Annotated in this window: 16 protein-coding genes; 8 read left to right on the forward strand and 8 right to left on the reverse strand. The window is 63.9% G+C overall.

Annotated elements, in window-relative coordinates; all coding sequences use genetic code 11:
* Nucleotides 1–68: 68 nt before the first annotated feature.
* Entirely contained in the window at nt 69–977 is a 909-nt protein-coding gene (locus AB5Y94_RS08235) for a bifunctional GNAT family N-acetyltransferase/hotdog fold thioesterase (protein ID WP_005307835.1), read from the forward strand.
* 62 nt (nt 978–1039) lie between these two features.
* Here AB5Y94_RS08235 and AB5Y94_RS08240 read toward each other — a convergent pair whose 3' ends face one another.
* The 4 genes from AB5Y94_RS08240 to gntU form a co-directional block, all read right to left on the reverse strand.
* A complete protein-coding gene (locus AB5Y94_RS08240; RefSeq protein WP_368205334.1) occupies nt 1040–3097 on the reverse strand; it encodes an AsmA-like C-terminal region-containing protein in 2058 nt (685 codons plus the stop codon).
* Between the two features lie 58 nt (nt 3098–3155).
* Complete coding sequence (gene recG / locus AB5Y94_RS08245; RefSeq protein ID WP_026141218.1) at nt 3156–5225, reverse strand: ATP-dependent DNA helicase RecG; 2070 nt, start codon at nt 5223–5225, stop codon at nt 3156–3158.
* A gap of 177 nt (nt 5226–5402) precedes the next feature.
* On the reverse strand, nt 5403–6752 hold the full coding sequence (gene pssA / locus AB5Y94_RS08250) for a CDP-diacylglycerol--serine O-phosphatidyltransferase (protein WP_026139269.1): 1350 nt from the start codon (nt 6750–6752) through the stop codon (nt 5403–5405).
* Nucleotides 6753–6898: 146 nt separating this feature from the next.
* Nucleotides 6899–8239 carry a gluconate transporter gene (gntU, locus tag AB5Y94_RS08255; RefSeq protein ID WP_005307857.1) on the reverse strand — a complete coding sequence of 447 codons (1341 nt, stop codon included), beginning with the start codon at nt 8237–8239 and terminating at the stop codon, nt 6899–6901.
* Nucleotides 8240–8484: 245 nt separating this feature from the next.
* On the opposite strand from gntU, the gene AB5Y94_RS08260 reads away from it, so the two are divergent.
* From AB5Y94_RS08260 to AB5Y94_RS08270, 3 genes are read left to right on the forward strand one after another with little or no spacing between them, the layout of a single operon-like run.
* Entirely contained in the window at nt 8485–8994 is a 510-nt protein-coding gene (locus AB5Y94_RS08260; protein ID WP_368205335.1) for a gluconokinase, read from the forward strand.
* Nucleotides 8991–10787 carry a phosphogluconate dehydratase gene (edd, locus tag AB5Y94_RS08265; RefSeq protein ID WP_368205336.1) on the forward strand — a complete coding sequence of 599 codons (1797 nt, stop codon included), beginning with the start codon at nt 8991–8993 and terminating at the stop codon, nt 10785–10787. The genes AB5Y94_RS08260 and edd overlap by 4 nt, the downstream gene beginning before the upstream one ends.
* Nucleotides 10788–10807: 20 nt before the next feature.
* Entirely contained in the window at nt 10808–11449 is a 642-nt protein-coding gene (locus AB5Y94_RS08270) for a bifunctional 4-hydroxy-2-oxoglutarate aldolase/2-dehydro-3-deoxy-phosphogluconate aldolase (RefSeq protein WP_139430986.1), read from the forward strand.
* 97 nt (nt 11450–11546) lie between these two features.
* On the opposite strand, the gene AB5Y94_RS08275 is transcribed toward AB5Y94_RS08270, so the two are convergent.
* The gene (locus tag AB5Y94_RS08275) at nt 11547–12554 is read right to left on the reverse strand and encodes a substrate-binding domain-containing protein (RefSeq protein ID WP_017778598.1); all 1008 of its coding nucleotides are present in this window, start codon (nt 12552–12554) and stop codon (nt 11547–11549) included.
* A 90-nt stretch (nt 12555–12644) separates the two neighbouring features.
* Between AB5Y94_RS08275 and AB5Y94_RS08280 the strand changes: the two genes are divergently transcribed.
* The gene (locus tag AB5Y94_RS08280; protein ID WP_017778597.1) at nt 12645–13295 is read left to right on the forward strand and encodes a Qnr family pentapeptide repeat protein; all 651 of its coding nucleotides are present in this window, start codon (nt 12645–12647) and stop codon (nt 13293–13295) included.
* 110 nt (nt 13296–13405) lie between these two features.
* Here AB5Y94_RS08280 and AB5Y94_RS08285 read toward each other — a convergent pair whose 3' ends face one another.
* On the reverse strand, nt 13406–14746 hold the full coding sequence (locus tag AB5Y94_RS08285) for a peptidoglycan DD-metalloendopeptidase family protein (protein WP_017766245.1): 1341 nt from the start codon (nt 14744–14746) through the stop codon (nt 13406–13408).
* 9 nt (nt 14747–14755) lie between these two features.
* On the reverse strand, nt 14756–16285 hold the full coding sequence (gpmM, locus tag AB5Y94_RS08290; protein ID WP_025202381.1) for a 2,3-bisphosphoglycerate-independent phosphoglycerate mutase: 1530 nt from the start codon (nt 16283–16285) through the stop codon (nt 14756–14758).
* A gap of 325 nt (nt 16286–16610) precedes the next feature.
* On the opposite strand from gpmM, the gene AB5Y94_RS08295 reads away from it, so the two are divergent.
* From AB5Y94_RS08295 to gpsA, 3 genes are read left to right on the forward strand one after another with little or no spacing between them, the layout of a single operon-like run.
* Nucleotides 16611–17042, forward strand: a complete 432-nt coding sequence (locus AB5Y94_RS08295) for a rhodanese-like domain-containing protein (RefSeq protein ID WP_124250409.1) — start codon at nt 16611–16613, stop codon at nt 17040–17042.
* A gap of 47 nt (nt 17043–17089) precedes the next feature.
* Entirely contained in the window at nt 17090–17560 is a 471-nt protein-coding gene (gene secB / locus AB5Y94_RS08300) for a protein-export chaperone SecB (protein WP_005307878.1), read from the forward strand.
* A 2-nt stretch (nt 17561–17562) separates the two neighbouring features.
* Nucleotides 17563–18567 carry an NAD(P)H-dependent glycerol-3-phosphate dehydrogenase gene (gene gpsA, locus AB5Y94_RS08305; protein ID WP_368205337.1) on the forward strand — a complete coding sequence of 335 codons (1005 nt, stop codon included), beginning with the start codon at nt 17563–17565 and terminating at the stop codon, nt 18565–18567.
* Nucleotides 18568–18650: 83 nt separating this feature from the next.
* On the opposite strand, the gene nfuA is transcribed toward gpsA, so the two are convergent.
* Nucleotides 18651–19229, reverse strand: coding sequence for a Fe-S biogenesis protein NfuA (gene nfuA, locus AB5Y94_RS08310; RefSeq protein WP_005307891.1), 579 nt, complete (start codon nt 19227–19229; stop codon nt 18651–18653).
* Nucleotides 19230–19305: the final 76 nt, after the last annotated feature.

The following is a 19305-nucleotide window of genomic DNA, read 5'->3' on the forward strand; positions in this document are numbered from 1 at the left end:
TTGAGCTGGGAGGCATGGGTGTGCAAGCCCTTCACTCTGTCCGTCGGCGCCAACTCAAGGATCGCTTTATGTACCGGGTAGTCACTCCTCAAACCGACGCCGAACTGGATGCCTACTACCAGTTGCGCTGGGAACTGTTGCGTAAACCCTTCAATCTGCCTCTCGGTTCCGAGCGGGACGAATACGACACCGTCGCCATTCACCGGCTGATGCTGGCCCCCGACGGCACACCCATCGCGGTGGGGCGGCTGTTTGTCGGCGGTGACGAGGCCCAGATCCGCTTCATGGCGTTGCGCCCCGAATTTCGCGGCCAGGGGCTGGGTGCCCGCATGGTGCAGGATCTCGAACAGCTGGCCTGCAGCGAGAAGGTGAAGCGACTGGTGATGAATGCCCGCCAGGAGGCGGTGGAGTTCTACCGCAAGTGCGGCTTTCTCGAGGTGGGGGAAGGCCCCGTCTCTTTCGGCCGTATCCCGCACCGCCAGATGATCAAATCCCTGAGCCCGCTGCAGACCATCCAGTACCGCCCCGAGTGGTGCCAGGATCTCACCACTCGCTGGTCGCAGGGCATTCCCATCAGCGAGAAGATGGGGGTGCACATCACCCACTACGACGGTCAGACCTTCCACCTTAAGGCCAATCTGGCGGCCAACCTCAACGTGCATGACACCATGTTCGCCGGCAGCATCTACAGCCAGTGCGTGCTGGCGGGCTGGGGCCTGATCTGGCTGCAACTCAAGGAGGCGGGGCTAGTGGGGGATACTGTGCTGGCGGAGGGCAACATCAAGTACTACCGGCCGGTCAAGGAGGAGCCGGAGGCGCGGGTGGCCCGCGAAGGGATGCCCGCCGTGCTCGAGCCGCTCAAGGCCGGTGAGTCCGCCAAGTTCAGCCTCAAGATCAAGCTGTTCAGCGGCGACAAGCTGGCCGCCGAGTTCCTCGGTCACTACGTGGTGCAGCCGGTCAAGCGGCCGGGTCAGTAACGGCAGGTGGGATCCCATCAAACAACAAGGCCTCATCACGAGGCCTTGTTGCTTTCTATCGGCTAGCCGTTGGCCGCCTGCGCCTTCGGCGCCGGTCGCCAGAGCGGGCTGCCGTTGCCCTGGGGCGGGTAGCGCACGCCGGTCTCCCAACCACAGCCGTCCGGCTTCTGCTTGAAACCCCAGCTGAGGGTCGGCTCGGCGAGCGGCCCGCGCCACTGGCCGAGCAGCTCGGCGCAGTGCTGGCCGTTGAGAACGCCCAGATCCAGCTGCCACTGCTCATTGACCAGATCGACGCTGCCCTGCAGTCCCAGCAGATGGGTGATGGTAGAAGCGCCGGCCTGCTCGATCTTCAGCTGGCCTTGGGCCACCTTGCCCTGCAGCTTGATGCGATAGAAGGGGGTGTCGCCCTCCTGCATCGTCTGCCAGAGCTCGGCCGGGGTGAGGGTCGGCGCCGCCGCCTGCTTGAACCACTGATCCAGCAGCGGATCTATCTTCACCTTGTCCCAGAAGGGTTCGGTGGCATCGAGGGCAAAATTCCCCTGCAGGGAGCTGCGCCAGGCGCCCGGGGTGCCGCCGTGCAGCGCCTGCAGATCGGCGCTCAGGTCCAGCTTGCCGGCGAAGGAGACGGGGGAGTGGAGGATCTTGCCCCACTGCACCAGATCCAGTTTCTCGCCCTTGAGCTGCACCCGGCTGGTCTGGCCCGGCTCGCGTCCCCACTGGCCGCTCAGGCTGAGGCTGCCCTCATCCGGCAGCGAGCTGGTGAGCTTGTTGAGCTGCCAGGAGCCGGCACTCAGCTCGCCATCCAGCTCGCCATTGCGGGCGCTGAGGCCGTCCCACACCAGTTCGAACCAGGCGCTCTCGAGGCGGGCCCGGCCCAGCAGCGGCCCTGGCTGATTGCCGTGCAGGCTGAGGTCGGTCAGATAGAGCTGCCAACCGGTCAGGGAGAGGGGCAGGGTATCGTCGAAGGAGAGCACCTTGAGCTTGTCGAAGGCCAGCTTGCGGATGTCGATCTGCTGCGGGCGCCAGCTCTGCCAATCCTGCCACCACCCTTCCGGCAGGCTGATGTCCATGCCGCTCAGCGCCATGTCCTTCAGGGTCAGCTTCTGCTGCAGGGGAGCGAAGGATAGCTCCAGGTTGAACTCCCCTTCATAGGCTTTGCCCTGCAGCTCCGCATCCAGCTGCTGGGGCGAGAAGGCGACCTTGCCCTGAATGGCCTCCAGCTGGAACAGGCCACGGCCGAGATCGCCGAGGGTCCCCGAGAAGTAGCCGCTGGGTGTGCTGCCAGCCTGCCAGTTGAAGGCGGTCAGCTGGCCGCTGAGGTTGTTGAGGGCCAGCTCCTGCTCGATGTCGTTGAAGCTGAGATCCCGGATCTGGCCGAGATCCAGGCTGACCTGGCGCAGGGGGGATTCGGCTTTGGCGAGGGTGCCCCACTCGATGCGCATGCCCTGGCTCTTGAGGTTGTTCAGCCGCAGGCTGCGGGCGGGCCAGTCCAGCACCATGCCGGTTTCGAGCAGACCGTCGAATAGGTTGGCGGTCAGCTTGTCGGTACTCAGCACCTGCCCCTCCAGTCGACCGGCCAGGTTGAGGCGGGAGAGGGCCCAGGCCGGGGTCGCCAGTTCAGTGATGTTGAGGGTCAGGTTGGCCTGGGGTGGGCGCACCGGGTTGAGCAGTTGCCAGTCGCTCAGGGTGGCGTTGAGGCCGCGCAGGGTCAGCCCGTCGCTCTCCAGGCTGAGCCGGTCTATGGTGCTGTCGGTGATGGTGAGGGAGTGCACCGGCAGGCTCGGCAGCTGATTGGGCAGCGGCAGCTTGATGGCCGGGCGAATGAGGTCGAGATGGGCGATGCGCACGTCCCGGTTCAGCCAGTCGATGCTCTCTATCTCGAGATAGATCTTGTCGAGGGTCACGGCGTTGCCGTAACTCACCTGCTCCGCCAGCAGGGTGTAGGGGTGAAGCGGGTTGAACACCAGTCGGCCTATGGTGACTGGTACGCCAGTCTGCTGGCTGAGCCAGCCGGCGATGGGCCCCTTGGCCCGCTCGGCGTCGAACAGGCCGAGCCCGACCCAGACAAACAGCAACAGGAAGGCAAGGGTGTAGAGCAGGCCGCGCAGCCAGGAATTCATAAGCGCTTTCCTCCTGTATTGGTTGAGTGATCAGGCGTTGGCAGCGTGATCCCGCAGGTCAAGCATTGGAATAGTGATCCCGCAGGCCGAGCCAGCGTCGTATCAAGGGTTCGACATGATCTGGGTGTCGGTCCATCAAGAAGCGAGCCATCTTCTGCACCTGCGGGATGAGCGATTGGTCGCGTACCAGATCGGCGATCTTGAGGTCGGCCAGGCCAGTCTGGCGGGTGCCGAGCAGCTCGCCCGGGCCGCGCAGCTCCAGATCGCGCTGGGCGATGAGGAAGCCGTCGTTGGTCTCCCGCAGCACCCCGAGCCGGCTCTGGGCCGTCTTGGACAAGGGGGCATGATAGAGCAGCACGCAGTGGGAGGCCACTGAGCCGCGCCCGACCCGGCCGCGCAGCTGGTGCAACTGCGCCAGCCCCAGTCGCTCCGGGTTTTCGATGATCATCAGGCTGGCGTTGGGCACGTCCACCCCCACCTCGATGACGGTGGTGGCGACCAGCAGTTGCAGTATGCCCGCCTTGAACTCCTCCATCACCCGCTGTTTCTCGACCGGTCGCATCCGGCCGTGCACCAGCCCGATGTGCAGGCCAGGCAGCCGATTTTGCAGCTCGGCGGCGGTGTCCTCGGCGGCCTGGCACTCCAGTACCTCCGACTCTTCGATCAGGGTGCAGACCCAGTAGGCCTGCTTGCCCTCCTCGCAGGCCAGTCTGACCCGTTCGATCACGTCCTGGCGGCGGCTGTCCGGCAGCGCCACCGTGGTGATGGGGGTGCGGCCCGGTGGCAGCTCGTCGATGATGGAGGTATCGAGGTCGGCATAGGCGGTCATCGCCAGGGTACGGGGGATGGGGGTGGCGGTCATGATGAGCTGATGGGGATGTACCCCTTCCCGCTCCCCTTTTTCCCGCAGGGCGAGGCGCTGATGCACACCGAATCTGTGCTGTTCGTCGATGATCACCAGGGCGAGGCGCTGGAACACCACCTGCTCCTGGAAGATGGCATGGGTGCCCACCACCATCTTGACGCTGCCGTCGGCGATGGCAGCCAGCGCCTCCTCCCGCGCCTTGCCCTTCTGCTTGCCCGCCAGCCAGCCCACCCCGATGCCGAGCGGTTCCAGCCACTTGGCGAAGTTGATGGCGTGCTGTTCGGCCAGCAGCTCGGTCGGCGCCATCAGCCCCACCTGACAGCCGTTGCCGATGGCCTGCAGGGCGGCCAGCGCAGCGACCAGGGTCTTGCCGGAGCCTACGTCCCCCTGTACCAGCCGCATCATGGGGTGGCTCTGTTGCAGATCCTTGCCTATCTCCGCCACCACCCGGTTCTGGGCGCCGGTGGGGGTGAACGGCAGGGCGCCGAGCAGCTGTTCCACCAGGGCCGGGGCCGGCTTGAGGGCGCGGGCCAGCTGGGTTTGTGCCTGGGCCCGCACCTTGAGCACAGATAGGTTGTGGGCCAGCAGCTCTTCCAGCACCAGCCGCTGCTGGGCCGGGTGCTGGCCGCTTTCCAGCAGGGCCAGCGCCACCGAGGGGGGCGGACGGTGCAGCAGCTTCAGGGCCGCGGCCAGATCGATCTGCTGGGGATAGAGGCCGGCGGGCAGCAGCTCCTCCACGCCGTAGAGGTCGAGCTGGGCCAGCGCCTGATCGGTGAGGCTGCGCAGGGTGAGCTGGCGCAGCCCCTCGGTGGTCGGGTAGACGGGGGTGAGCGCCTCTTCGGTCTGGCCGGCCTGCTCCTCGCCGAGCAGCTTGTACTCGGGGTGGGCCATCTCCAGCCCGTATTTGCCGGGGCGCACCTCGCCGAAGCAGCGCATCAGCCGGCCAGGGCTCAGGCTGTTCTTCTGGGCGGCGGTGAAGTTGAAGAAGCGCAGGGTGAGGGTGCCGGTGCCGTCGCTGATGCGGCAGACCAGCATGCGGCGGCGCCCCATCACCAGCTGAGTGTCCTGGATCTCCCCTTCGACGGCGCCGTGCAGGCCGGGCGGCAGATCGCCGATGGGCCACACCTGGGTGCGGTCCTCGTAGCGCAGGGGGAGGTGGAACAGCAGATCCTGCACCGTGGCCAGCCCCAGCCGCTCGAGCTTTTCCTGCATCTTGCTGCCGACGCCCTTGAGGCTGTCGAGGGAGATTTTATCCAATTTCATCAATTAGATGCCCGAAAACACTGTAAATATGTCCAGATGATAGGGTTTATTGCCGTCCCGACGCAAGCCGCGTCGCGCGGTTGGGGGTCGGCCCGCGGGATCGGAAGCCAGGAATGAAAAAAGCCTGCCGAGATGCGGCAGGCCCTTGCAAGGAACCTGAGGTCGCGATGCGCGCGGTCAGATGATGCGTTTGAGCAGGATATGGGCCTTGACCCTGTGGATCCGGGCCAGCAGCTTGCGCACCTGATCCGGGTAGTCCTGGATCTGCTCGATCTGATCGAAGTGGCTGATGCGCTTGGTGTTGGTCAGGATGTTCTCGCGCTCGGCGTTGAACTGGGGCCGCAGCAGGTGGCGGCGATCGTAGACCAGCAGGCCGTTCTCCAGATCCAGCGCCCAGGCGCGGGGATTGAGGTTGTTGCCGGTGAGCAGGGCCCACTCGTCATCCACGAAGATCCCCTTGAGGTGGTAGGAGTTGCGCTCGCAGCACCAGAGCATCAGGTTGAGACGGCCGGCATCGATATGATGCTGGTTGCGCTCGGCGAACTTGCGCAGGTTGGTCTCGTACAGATAGGGCAGGCCGCCGATGGTGGAGAATTTCTCCTCCGGCGGAATGAAGAAGTCGTTGGCGGTCTTGTCGCCCACCACGATCGTCACCTTGCAGCCGCGCTTGAGCAGGGCCTCGATATCCTTGTTCAACTCCTTGGGCGGGTTGAAGTAGGGGGTGCAGATGAAGATCTCCCGCTCGGTGGCCCGCACCAGGGTGCGGATCATCTTGTTGAGCTGGTTGCCGCGCTTGCCCAGGCCACTCATCGGGGTGATGGCCACCTCCTGGCTGTTGACCGGCATGGTGTCGAAGCGGTACTGGCCGAGGCGCAGGTTGTGCTTGAAGCGGCGGATCGGTCCCTTCAGCTGCTTGGCGCTGGGGATGTCGGTGCGATCCAGTCGCTGCACCGCTTCGCTGCGCAGGAACAGGTCATCCACGTAGTTGACCATGCTGCGGGTCAGCTCAGGGCTGGTGATCTGGTGATAACGGTCGAAACGGTAGCGATCCTGCTGGTGCAGGTAGATGTCGTTGAGGCTGGCACCGGAGTAGAGCAGGGTGTCATCGAAGATGAACCCCTTGAGGTGCAGCACTCCGAGCAGTTCACGCCCTTTCACCGGCACGCCGTAGATGGCGATCTGGTGCTCGTGGCGAGCGGCCATCTCCTGATACATCAGGTGGTTGCCACCCTGCTTGCCCTTGCCGATCAGGCCGCGCTGGGCACGGTGGAAGTCGACGAACACCTTGACGTCGAGGGCAGGGTTGCGCTGTTTGGCGGCATAGAGGGCAGAGAGGATCTCCCGTCCCGCCTCGTCATCCTGCAGATAGAGCGCCACCAGATAGATGCGGCGAGTCGCGCTGGCGATGAGCGAAAGGATCCGGCTCTTGAAGTCCTTGGCGCTGCTGAGCACTTCAAACTGGTCTGCGGCGACGGCGATCTGGGGCAGGCGCGCCAGCAGCTGTCGATAATGTGCCGATGAATGCATAGAGAAACCTGAAATCACTGCGTTAAGCGTTCCACTCGGAGCGATGGATAGGCGATTCTAGCAATCTCACCCTGTTAGCCAAAGAAAGAATCGTCATAAAGATGAAAAAGGCCTCACATCGGAGGCCTTTTTCTGCACGGTCGCGATCAGAGGAAGCTGTAGATCAGCATGGCCATCACGCCGCCGGTGGTACCTATGATGGTTTCCATTACGGTCCAGGTTTGCAGGGTCTGCTTCTCGGTGAGACCGAGGTAGCGGTTGGCCAGCCAGAAGCCGGAGTCATTGACGTGGGAGAGCACTATGGCCCCGCCGCCGATGGCGATGGTGACCGCCGCCAGCTGGGCGCCGCTGAGGCCGAGCGGCTCCAGCATCGGCAGCACCAGGCCGCAGGCGGTCAGCATGGCGACGGTGGCGGAACCCTGAATGACCCGCACCGCGGCGGCCAGGATGAAGGCCAGCGCAACGATGGGCAGGCCGGAGTCCGCCAGCATGTTGCCGAGGGCGGCGCCCACACCGGAATCCACCAGCACCTGCTTGAACACGCCACCGGCACCGGTCACCAGGATGATGACGCCGGCCGGCTGGATGGCGCTGTTGCAGACGCTCATCACCTCGTCACGGGACATGCCGCGGCGGATCCCCAGCAGATAGAAGGCGGCCAGGCAGGCGACCATGATGGCGGTGAAGGGGTGGCCGATGAACTCCAGCCAACCGTGCAGGGGCGTGCCGGCCTCGACGAAGCGGCCGACTATGGTCTTGAGACCGATCAGCAGCAGCGGCAGGCCGATGAGGCCCATGGCCAGCCCGAAGGAGGGCAGGTTCTGGCTGTCGTCATGGGCACTGCTCTGGGCGTCGGCTGGCAGCGGCACGTCGACCACCTTGCTGATCAGCTCGCCAAACAGCGGGCCGGCCAGGATCAGGGCAGGAACGGCGGCGATCAGGCCGAACAGGATCATGTAGCCGAAATCGGCTCCCAGCTGGGACGCCACCAGGATGGGGCCCGGCGCCGGGATCAGGAAGGCCTGGCAGGTGGCGATGCCCGCCAGCAGGGCGATGCCGATCTTCACCACGCTGCCGCCGCCACGGCGGACGATGGCGAAGGCGACGCCGATCAGCAGCACCACCGCCACGTCGAAGAACAGTGGCAGTGCGCAGACGAAACCGGTCAGCGCCATGGCCCAGTTGGCGCGCTTGACGCCGAACTTGCCGAGCAGGGTGTGGGCCACCCGGTCGAGGGCGCCGGTGACTTCCATCACCTTGCCGAACATGGCGCCCAGTGCCACCACCACGGCGACGAAACCGAGGGTGCCGCCCATCCCTTTCTGGATGGTGGCGGCGATGTCGGCCGGGTTCATGCCGGCGGCGAGCCCCGCCACCATGGAGACCAGGATGAGGGAGACGACCGCGTGCAGGCGGGCCTTCATCACCAGAAAGAGCAGCAGCACGATGGAGCCGGCGGCCGTCATGATCAGGGAGAGGTCAGACATTGTTGTGCATTCCTTGTTCCAAGTTCAGTATCGACACCCTGCCGATCCGTCGGCAGACCATATCTTTATGATTTATTTAGATTTATGGCCAGGGCTCAAACTCGCTTGCCCAGGTGACTATGAGTGCGCTCAGTCTGTGGCAGACTTCACAATTCTTGTTGTTACCGGTAACATGTTACCGGTAACGTGCTAAGTTAGAACCCATCGGCAGCACGTTTTTTGAAAAATGAGATAGAGGTCAAACAATGGCGGGTAAGAGCATTATCGTGATGGGTGTGTGTGGTAGCGGCAAGTCCAGCGTGGGCCTCAAGGTGGCCAGCGTGCTGGGCGCCAAGTTCATCGACGGTGATGATCTGCACCCCAAGGCCAACATCCAGAAGATGGCCGGTGGCAACCCACTCAACGACGAGGACCGCGCCCCCTGGCTGGAGCGGATCCGCGACGCGGCCTACAGCCTGGAACAGAAGAACGAGGTGGGCGTCATCGTCTGCTCCGCCCTCAAGAAGCAGTATCGCGACCAGATCCGCGAGGGCAACGAGTCGGTCAGCTTCCTCTTCCTCGACGGCAGCCAGCCGCTGATCCTCGAGCGGATGCGGGCCCGCAAGGGCCACTTCATGCGCGAAAGCATGGTACAAAGTCAGTTCGATACCCTGGAGCGCCCGGACGGCGAAGCCGGTGTATTCCACATCGATATCGACGGCACCTTCGAACAGGTGGTTGATCGCGCCGTCACCGCATTGGAGCAAGCCCAATGATCCATCAGGTTATTGCCAGCGTCACTGCCCGCATTCGCGAGCGCAGTGCCGCCCGTCGCCAGGCCTTCCTGGCCCGCATCCAGCGCCAGGCCGATCAGGGCAAGACCCGCGCCGCGCTGGCCTGCGGCAACCTGGCCCACGCCGTGGCCGCCTCCAGCTGTGACGAGAAGGGGCGTATCCTCGACATGACCCGTGCCAACGTCGGCATCGTCAGCGCCTACAACGACATGCTGAGCGCCCATCAGCCCTATCAGGGCTACCCGGACATCATCAAGGCCGCGCTGGCCGAGCTCGGCCACAGCGCCCAGGTGGCCGGCGGTGTGCCCGCCATGTGCGACGGCGTGACCCAGGGCCAGCCGGGGATGGACATGTCCCTGTTTTCGCGCGATCTGATCGCCCAGGCGACCGCGTTGTCGCTCTCCCACAACACCTTCGATGCCACCCTGCTGCTCGGCATCTGCGACAAGATAGCGCCGGGCCAGATCATGGGAGCGCTCTCCCACGCTCATCTGCCCACCGCCTTCGTGCCGGCCGGCCCGATGGCGAGTGGCATCAGCAACGACGAGAAGGTGAAGGTGCGCCAGCAGTACGCCGCCGGCGAAGTGGGTCGCGATGCCCTGCTCAAGATGGAGTGCGGCGCCTACCACGCGGCCGGCACCTGCACCTTCTACGGCACCGCCAACACCAACCAACTGGTGTTCGAGGCCATGGGTCTGATGTTGCCGGGCTCCGCCTTCGTGCACCCGCACAGCGAGCTGCGCCGCGCCCTCACCGAGGAGGCGGCCCGCCGCATCAGCGCCATGATCCCGGGTTCCCCGGCCTATCGCCCCCTGAGTGCGGTGATCGACGAGCGCTCGCTGGTCAACGGGCTGGTGGCCCTGCTCGCCTCCGGCGGCAGCACCAACCACAGCATCCACATGGTGGCGCTGGCCCGCGCCGCCGGTCTGGTGCTGACCTGGGACGACATCAGCGATCTCTCCGACGTGGTGCCGCTGTTGGTACGCATGTACCCGAACGGCCCGGCCGACGTGAACGCCTTCGAACAGGCGGGTGGCGTGCCCGGCCTGATGCGCCGGCTGGCGCAAGAGGGGCTGATCCACCTGGATGCCACCCCGGTCTTCGGCGAGATGCAGGATTACCTCAGCCGCCCGGCACTGGTGGATGGCAAGCTGGTATGGCAGCCGGTGGGCGAGAGCAGTGATGCGAGTGTATTGTCGCCTTCCGGTAGCCGGTTCCAGGCCACCGGCGGCACCAAGCTGCTCTCCGGCAATCTGGGCCGCGCCGTGGTCAAGGTCTCTGCCGTGGCCCCCGAGTATCGGGTGATTGAAGCCCCGGCCCGGGTCTTCTCCTCCCAGCATGCGGTGGAAGCGGCCTACAAGGCGGGGGATCTCAATCAGGACGCCGTCATCGTGGTGCGTCACAATGGCCCGGCCGCCAACGGCATGCCGGAGCTGCACAAGCTGATGCCGGTGCTCGGCAACCTGCAGAAGGCGGGTCACAAGGTGGCGCTGGTTACCGACGGTCGCCTCTCCGGTGCCTCCGGCAAGATCCCGGCCGCCATCCACGTCACCCCGGAGGCGCTGCACGGCGGGGCCATCGGCCTGCTTGCCGATGGCGACCTGCTGCGGGTGGACGCGGTAACCGGCAGCCTCGACTGCCTGACCGATTTGAGCGGCCGTACCCAGGCCGAGATCGACCTCACTCTGGAACAAGAGGGGTGGGGCCGTGAACTGTTCAGCGTGATGCGTCGCGCGGTATCGAGCGCCGAGTGTGGCGCCACCATCTTTGATTAAGAGCTGACTAAGGAAGAGCTATGCAGAACTGGAAAGTGACCCCGGCCGAGGTGTTTGCCGCCTCCCCGCTGGTACCCGTGATGGTCATCAATGAGCTGGATCAGGCCCTGCCGATGGCCAAGGCGCTGCTGGCCGGCGGCATCTCGGTGTTCGAAATCACCCTGCGCACCCCGGTAGCGCTGGAGGCCATCGCCCTCATCGCCAAGGCGATGCCGGAGGCCATGGTCGGTGCCGGTACCGTGCTCAACTGCGCGCAGTTTGATGCCGCCGTGGCCGCCGGTGCCCGCTTCGTCATCTCCCCGGGGATGACCCCGGCCCTGCTGGCCCACGCGGCCAAGAGCACGGCGCCGCTGATCCCGGGCGTGGCCACCCCGTCCGAGGTGATGCAGGCGCTGGAAGCGGGCTACGACCACCTCAAATTCTTCCCGGCCGAGGCGAACGGCGGCACCAAGGCGCTGGCCGCCATCGCGGCGCCTCTGCCCCAGGTGAAGTTCTGTCCCACCGGCGGTATCGGCCCGAAGAACGTGGCCGATTACCTGGCGCTCAAATGCGTCGCCACCGTTGGCGGCTCCTGGATGCTGCCGGCCGAGGCTGTGAAGAACGGTAACTGGGAAGAGGTGACCCGCCTCTCCCGCGAAGCCGTCGCCCTGGTCGCATCCTGATTTGACGCCGGCGTGAGCCGGACCTTCCGTTTGCCAAGCAAGCAGGCCACCCTCGGGTGGCCTGCTCTGTTATGGCTGAATGGCGGGGATCTGGACCTCAGCCCAGGCTGTCACCTTCGTAGAGGGAGAAGCCCATGTCGAGCCGGGTGTCGGCCAGCGGCTGGCCGTTGAGGCGGGCCAGCAGCATGGTGGCAGCCGCCCGGCCGATCTCCTTGCGCGGCGTGACGATACTGGCCAGCTTGGGGGTCATGGCGTGGCCGATGTCGAGGGCGTTGCTGCCGGCGATGGCGATCTGCTGGGGCACGGGTATCCACTTGGCCTGACACTGCAGCAGGGCGCCCACCGCCAGGTCATCGTTGGTGCAGAACAGGCCGTCCAGATCGGGATAGCGTACCAGCGCCTGCTCCAGCAGCTGGCCGCCGAGGGTGAAGCTGGAAGATTGCTCGGTCAGCAGGTGCTGGCCGCTCAGGCCGAAATCCTGCATCGCCTGGTAGTAGCCCTCCATCCGCAGCTGGGTGCGCACGTCGAGCCGCGCGCCGAGATAGACCAGCTTGCGTCGGCCCCGGCGCAGCATCTCTGTTACCATGGCCCGGGCGGCTGCCCGGTGATCCATGCCGACCACCATGTCGATGGGGCTCTGCGGCAGATCCATGGTCTCCACCACCGGGATACCGGCGGTGGCGATCATCTTGCGGGTGCGTTCGGTGTGCTGGCTGTCGGAGAGGATCAGCCCATCCACGTGATAGGAGAGCAGGGAGGCGACCTGCTCCTCTTCCCGCTCCGGGCTGTAGCCGTAGTGAGCCAGCAGGGTCTGGTAACCGGCGGGCCGGGTCACCGACTCGATGCCATGCACCACGGCGGAGAAGACCTGGTTGGAGAGGGAGGGGATCAGGATGCCGATCGCCTTGCTGGTGGCGTTGGAGAGAATGTCCGGCGCCCGGTTGGGGATGTAGCCGAGATCCTCCACCGCGGCGGCGATCCGCTCGCGGGTGCCCTCGGCCACGGCTTGCGGGTCGCGCAGGTAGCGGCTGACGGTCATCTTGGTGACCCCGGTCAGGTCGGCTATGTCCTGCAGGGTGGGGCGGCGCTTGCGGGTATCGTTCATCTCTGGATCCGGGACAAATGTTACATGTAACATTACCGTTTTTTTGTAACAAAGTCAGCATATGACGCCGTCAACAAGGGGAATCTCAGGATGATCAAGGCCAAGTGCTTTGAGGGTGTGCGCTTCGAGCAGCAGGACCTGGCTGGGGAGCAGTTTCAGGGATGCCGTTTCATCGGCTGCAACTTCTCCAGGCTAGATCTCGGCGAGAGCCGTTTCGTTGACTGCAGCTTCTATGACCGGGAGAGCGAACAGAACTGTTTGCTGCAGGGCTGCAATCTGCGCGAGGCGAGTTTTCTGCGCTGCGATCTCACCATGGCCGACTTCAGTCACAGCCAGTGCCTCGGGCTCGAGCTGCGCGACTGCCAGGCGATGGGGATCAACTTCTCCCGCGCCAGCTTTGCCAACCAGATCACCGTCAAGAGCTACTTCTGCGAAGCCCATCTCACCGGCAACAACTTCAGCTACGCCAACTTTGAGGGCTGTCTGCTGGAAAAATGCGAATTGAGCGGCAATCGCTGGCAGGGGGCCAACCTGTTCGGCGCCTCGCTGGCGGGCTCGGATCTCAGCGGTTCCGAGTTTGGCCAACTGGACTGGAGCCGCATCAACCTGCAGGGCTGCGATCTGCGTCAGTGCGATCTGCCCGGGCTGGATCTGCGGCGGGTCAATCTGCACGGGGTGCAGATCAACGAAGATCAGCAGCAGGCCTTGCTGGAGCAGATAGGGCTGGTCGTCTTCCCTTGAACAGCCTGAAAAAGAGGTAATTTTTCACCAAAGGTGGCGCGTCGCCGCGCGCTGCCGGAGGGATGACAGCCTGCGCAAGGCAGGCTGTCGGGGGAGGAGGCAAGTCGACGTCAGCGCTTGGCCAGCCACTTGGTGGGGTTGATGGCCTCGCCTTGGTAGCGAATTTCGAAGTAGAGGCCGGGTCTGTCCTGGCCGCCACTGTCACCGACCAGCGCCACCGGTTCGCCCTGTTCCACGTTCTGGCCCACCTGGCGCAGCAGCGACTGGTTGTGACCGTAGAGGCTCATGTAGCCGCGACCGTGATCGATCACCAGCAGCATGCCGAAGCCGTCCAGCCAGTCGGCATAGACCACCTGGCCCGGCGCCACCGCCTTGACCTGGGTCCCTTCGCTGGCGCCGATCAGGGTGCCCTTCCACTTCAGCTCGGCGGTGCGTGGCGAGCCGTAGGCGATGAGGATCGGCCCCTGCACCGGCCAGCGCAGGCTGCCATTGGTCTTGAGGCCGCTGTAGTAACCGGCGCTGCTGATACCGGAGCCCCGCTCAGGCTTGCTGGTGGTGCTCTCCCGGCTGGCGGTCTGCTGCTGGGCCGCTTTGCTCTGCTGGGCGGCGAGCCGCTCCTGTTCGGCGCGGCGCTGTTCGGCCAGCTTGCGTTGCCGCTCCTGTTCCGCCTTCAGCTTGGCAAGACGCTCCCGCTCGCGGCGCTCCTGCTCTTCCCGCTGGCGGCGCAGTTCTTCCAGCCGGGCCTTCAGCGCTTTCTCCGCCTTGACCAGCTTGGTCAGCTTCTGTTCGTCATCCTGCACCGACTGCTGCAGCTGGTTGCGCACCTTGGCGCGGCTCTGCTGGCTGGCCAGCAGACTTTGATGGTGCTGCTGCTGTTCGGTGAGCAGGGATTGCAGCCGGCTTTCGGTCTCTTTGGTGGCCTGCTGGTTTTTGGCCAGCTTGGTGCGGGTGGCCCGCAGGGCTTCGATGGCCTCGATGCGTGCCTTGTTGAGGTAGTCGTAGTAGTCGAGGGAGCGGCTCAGTTTGGCCGGATCCTGCTGGTTGAGCAGCAGTTTGAGGTAATCGTGGTTGCCGGCGGTGAAGGCGCTCTCCGCCTGTTTGGCCAGCAACTGCTTCTGGTGGCTGGCCTGCTGCTCCAGATCCAGCTTGTCCTGTTGCAGCCCCACCAGCTTCTGCTGGTTCTCTCTGAGCTGCTGTCTGGTCTGGTCGAGCTTGGCGGCGGCGGCCGAGATGGCCTGCTCATCGGCCTTGAGCTGGGTGTTGAGCTTGGCCAGCTCCTGCTTGCTGAGCTTGATGGTCTGCTGCTGTTCCTTGATCTGGGACTGCATGGCGCCCAGCTGCTGGTTGGCAGCCCAGGCCTTGCCCGGCCCGAACGACAGACAAAAAAACAGCGCGCCGGCCAACAGGCCGACGCGACTGGTTTTGGTTGAAATCACTTCGCATCCCCGCATGGGGAAGGATTATTTCAGAATCATCAGGGGCTTGCCAGTCATTTCCGGCGGCACCGGCAGACCCATCAGGGTCAGCATGGTGGGGGCCAGATCGGACAGTTTGCCGCCTTCCAGCACCTCGGCCTTGCGACCGAAGTAGATGAGCGGAACCGGCAGATTGGTGTGGGCGGTATGGGCCTGACCGGTCTCTTCGTCCATCATCTTCTCGGCGTTGCCGTGGTCGGCGGTGATCAGGCACTCGCCACCCACTTCAGCCAGGGCCTCGGTGACGCGACCGATGCAGTGGTCAACGGCTTCACAGGCTTTGACGGCCGCATCGAACACGCCGGTGTGGCCAACCATGTCGCCATTCGGGTAGTTGCAGATGATGACGTCGTATTTGCCGCTCTTGATGGCACCGACCAGCTTGTCGGTCAGCTCTTCGGAGCTCATTTCCGGCTGCAGGTCGTAGGTGGCCACTTTCGGGCTGGCAACGATCTCGCGATCTTCGCCAGTGAAGCAGGCCTCTTCGCCGCCGTTGAAGAAGAAGGTGACATGAGCGTACTTCTCGGTCTCGGAGATACGCAGCTGGGTTTTGCCCTGCTTGGCCAGCCACTCACCCAGGGTGTTGACCAGGGCGGTCGGCGGGTAGGCACAGGCGGTTTTGATGTCGGCCGCGTACTCGGTCAGCATCACGAAGTTCAGCGCCGGGGTGGCGGTGCGGGCGAAGCCGGTGAAGTCGCTGTCGACGAAGGCGCGGGTGATCTCGCGGGCGCGGTCGGCACGGAAGTTCATGAAGATCAGCGCATCGCCATCCTGCATGGGGGCGGCTTCGCCGATACGGGTCGCCTTGACGAACTCGTCGTTCTCGTCGCGAGCGTAGGCGGCGGCCAGGGCTTCGCTGGCGCTGTCGGCGGTGAACTCGCCCTTGCCTTGAGTCATCAGGTCATAGGCTTGCTGTACGCGATCCCAGCGGTTGTCACGGTCCATGGCGTAGTAACGGCCGATCATGGAGGCGAAACGACCCTTGCCCAGACGGGCGAACAGGGCGTCGAACAGCTCGATGGAGGACTGGGCGGAGCGCGGCGGTACGTCGCGGCCATCCAGAAAGGCGTGGAAATAGATCTGCTCGGCACCACGTTTGGCGGCCATCTCGATCATGCCCATGATGTGCTCTTCGTGGCTGTGTACGCCACCCGGGGACATCAGGCCCATGATGTGCACGGCCTTGCCCTTGCTCACGGCAGTGTCAACAGCCTTGGCCAGTTCGACGTTCTCGAAGAAGGGACCGTCCTGGATGTCTTTGGAGATGCGGGTCAGTTCCTGATAGACGATGCGACCGGCACCAATGTTGACGTGGCCCACTTCGGAGTTCCCCATCTGACCGTCCGGCAGACCCACGTCCAGGCCGGAGCCGGAGATCAGGGTGCTGGTGTAGTCACGGGCGAGACGGTCGAGGTTGGGAGTCTTGGCGGCAGCGACGGCGTTGTGCTCTTGCTTGGTGCTGTAGCCCCAACCGTCCATGATGACCAGAACCAAAGGTTTCTTAGCTGTTGACATAAGGCTATGTCCTCTCGGATAGGAATGAATTGCGGGAAGTGAAACTAGCGTAATATTACTACATCTGCCGAAATAGTCACCTGATAGCCAAGCCCCGTCCGGCGGGGCCCGTACCCTGTTGCCGAGCTGTTTCTCCTTTGTCGCCGGCTTGTCGCATTGCACGAAGAATCCTCGGTCAGGCCTGCCAGATACCGCTTTTTATGTTGCTGTCGCATCTCGTATCCAGCCGATGGGAGCCCGCTCCCGCTTTGCCGCCAAGATGGCTGATCTTGGCTGGGTCCCCATGTATACTCGAGCACTTGTCTTGGTCCCTGGATAGTAGAAGATGCAAGAGTATTTGGATTTTGCGGCCCGCAACCCGCTGCTGACCGCAGCCTGGTTCGGCCTGGCGGGCACTCTGGTTTACACCACGGTGCGTGCCCGTTTTTCTCCGGTCAAGTCGGTGAACAACCACACCGCCACCCTGCTGATCAACCGTGAAAACGCCACCGTGGTGGACATTCGCAGTCAGGAAGAGTTTGCCAAGGGCCATCTGGCCGGTGCCCAGCACCTGCCGTTCAGCCAGATCCAGAGCAATAACCTGGGCCCGGTTGAAAAGCATAAAGATGCCCCCATCATAGTGGTGTGCGAGTCGGGGATGACCGCTGGTGGCGCGGGTCGCCAACTGAGCAAAGCCGGCTTCAAGCAGGTGTATGTGCTCAGCGGTGGCATGGCCCAGTGGCGTGCAGAAAATCTGCCGGTGACCAAAAAACGCTGATTTAAGGGCCTGCGCCCACCTATTTTCATAAAAAGGAATCAAACAAAATGGCTGAAGAGATCAACAACCAGGAAGTACAACCGGAATTCCACATCCAGCGCGTCTACACCAAGGACGTCTCCTTCGAAGCGCCGAACACCCCGCACATCTTCCAGAAAGAGTGGCAGCCGGACGTCAAGCTGGACATGGACACCAAGACCAACATCCTGGCTGACAGCGTCTATGAAGTGGTACTGACCCTGACCGTCACCTGCAAGCTGGAAACCGAGACTGCCTTCCTGTGCGAAGTACAGCAGGCCGGTATCTTCACCATCGGCAACCTGCCGGAGCCGCAACTGGCCCACTGCCTGGCTGCCTTCTGCCCGAACATCCTGTTCCCGTACGCCCGTGAAGCGGTGGCCAACCTGGTGAGCAAGGGTTCCTTCCCGCAGCTGAACCTGGCACCGGTCAACTTCGATGCCCTGTTTGCCCAGCACATGGCACAGGCTCAGGCCCAGCAGGCGACTGCGGAAGCCTGATAATGGCCGACCAGATCGCTATCTCGGTCTTGGGGGCGGGGTCTTACGGCTCCGCCCTTGCCATTTCTCTGGCGCGCAACGGTCATCCGACCCTGCTGTGGGGTCACGATCCCGCCCATGTCGCCGAGCTGGAACAGAACCGCTGCAACAAGGCATTCTTGCCGGATGTCCCCTTTCCCACCGATCTGCAGCTGACCGCGGATCTGCAACAGGCGGTACAAGCCGCCCCCGTACTGCTGCTGGTGGTGCCAAGCCATGTGTTTGGTCAGGTGCTGGCCCGGGTCAAACCCTTCCTGCGCCCCGATACCCGTATCGCCTGGGCCACCAAGGGGCTGGAGCCGGACAGCGGCCGCCTGCTGCAAGACGTGGCGCGCGAGGTGCTGGGTGACGAGATGCCGCTGGCGGTGATCTCCGGCCCTACCTTCGCCAAGGAGCTGGCCGCCGGTTTGCCGACCGCCATCTCGGTGGCCTCGACCCACGACGACTTCGCCGACGATCTCTCCCTGCTGCTGCACTGTGGCCGCTCGTTCCGGGTCTATACCAATCCGGACTTCATCGGTCTGCAGCTGGGCGGGGCGGTCAAGAACGTCATCGCCATCGGCGCCGGTCTCTCCGACGGGCTGGGTTTTGGCGCCAACGCCAGGACTGCGCTCATCACCCGTGGCCTGGTAGAGATGCAGCGCCTCGGCGCCGCGCTCGGGGCCGACGCCAAGACCTTCATGGGGATGGCAGGGCTCGGGGATCTGGTGCTGACCTGTACCGACAACCAGTCGCGCAACCGTCGCTTCGGGTTGGCCCTCGGGGCTGGCAAGGATGTGAACACCGCCATGACCGAGATCGGTCAGGTGGTGGAAGGCTATCGCAACACCAAGGAGGTGCATCTGCTGGCGGCCCGCTGTGGCGTCGAGATGCCCATCTGCGAGCAGATCTTCAAGGTGCTGTACGAAGGCAAGAATCCGAAAGAGGCGGCCATTGCCCTGCTGTCGCGAGACAAGAAGGACGAATAATCTGCCTGCCGCAGAATGCAAAAGGCCCCGCCAGCTGGCGGGGCCTTTTCTTTGCAGAATGTTTTTACCACAAGGGCAGCAAATCAGTAGTAGGAGTGATCGCCGCGCTGGTGCTCGGTGGCATCCTTGACGCCGTTGAGCTCGCCCGGGAATTTTTCCAGCAGCTGCTTCTCGATCCCCTCTTTCAGGGTGTAATCGACCATGGAGCAACCGTTGCAACCACCGCCGAATTGCAGGATGGCCAGCTTGTCCTCGGTCAGTTCGACCAGGGTGACTTTGCCACCGTGACCGGCCAGCATGGGGTTCACCTCGGACATCAACACGTACTCGATACGGTCGATCAGCGGGGCGTCATCGGCCACTTTGCGCATCTTGGCGTTCGGGGCTTTCAGGGTGAGCTGGGAGCCCATCTGATCGGTGACGAAGTCGATGGTGGCATCCACCAGGAAGGGGGCGCTCAGGGGATCGACCATGCAGTCGAAGCCGCTGAAGGGCAGGTGTTGATCTTCCGGATCGACCGCGTCGGGTGGGCAATATGATACGCCGCACTCGGCATTCTGGGTTCCCGGATTGACCACAAACACCCGGATATTGGTGCCATCAGGCTGTTTTTCCAGCAATTTACGGAAATGGGCCTGGGCGGTGTCGGAAATGCTGATCATCACTATCCTCATAAACCTGAGTGTACGACTAGGGTATTCATGATAACTCTGTTGGCAAGGCTTGGGTAGCGTGCCG

Source organism: Aeromonas sp. s5 (assembly GCF_040907865.1).
In the GTDB taxonomy this organism is placed as follows: domain Bacteria; phylum Pseudomonadota; class Gammaproteobacteria; order Enterobacterales; family Aeromonadaceae; genus Aeromonas; species Aeromonas dhakensis.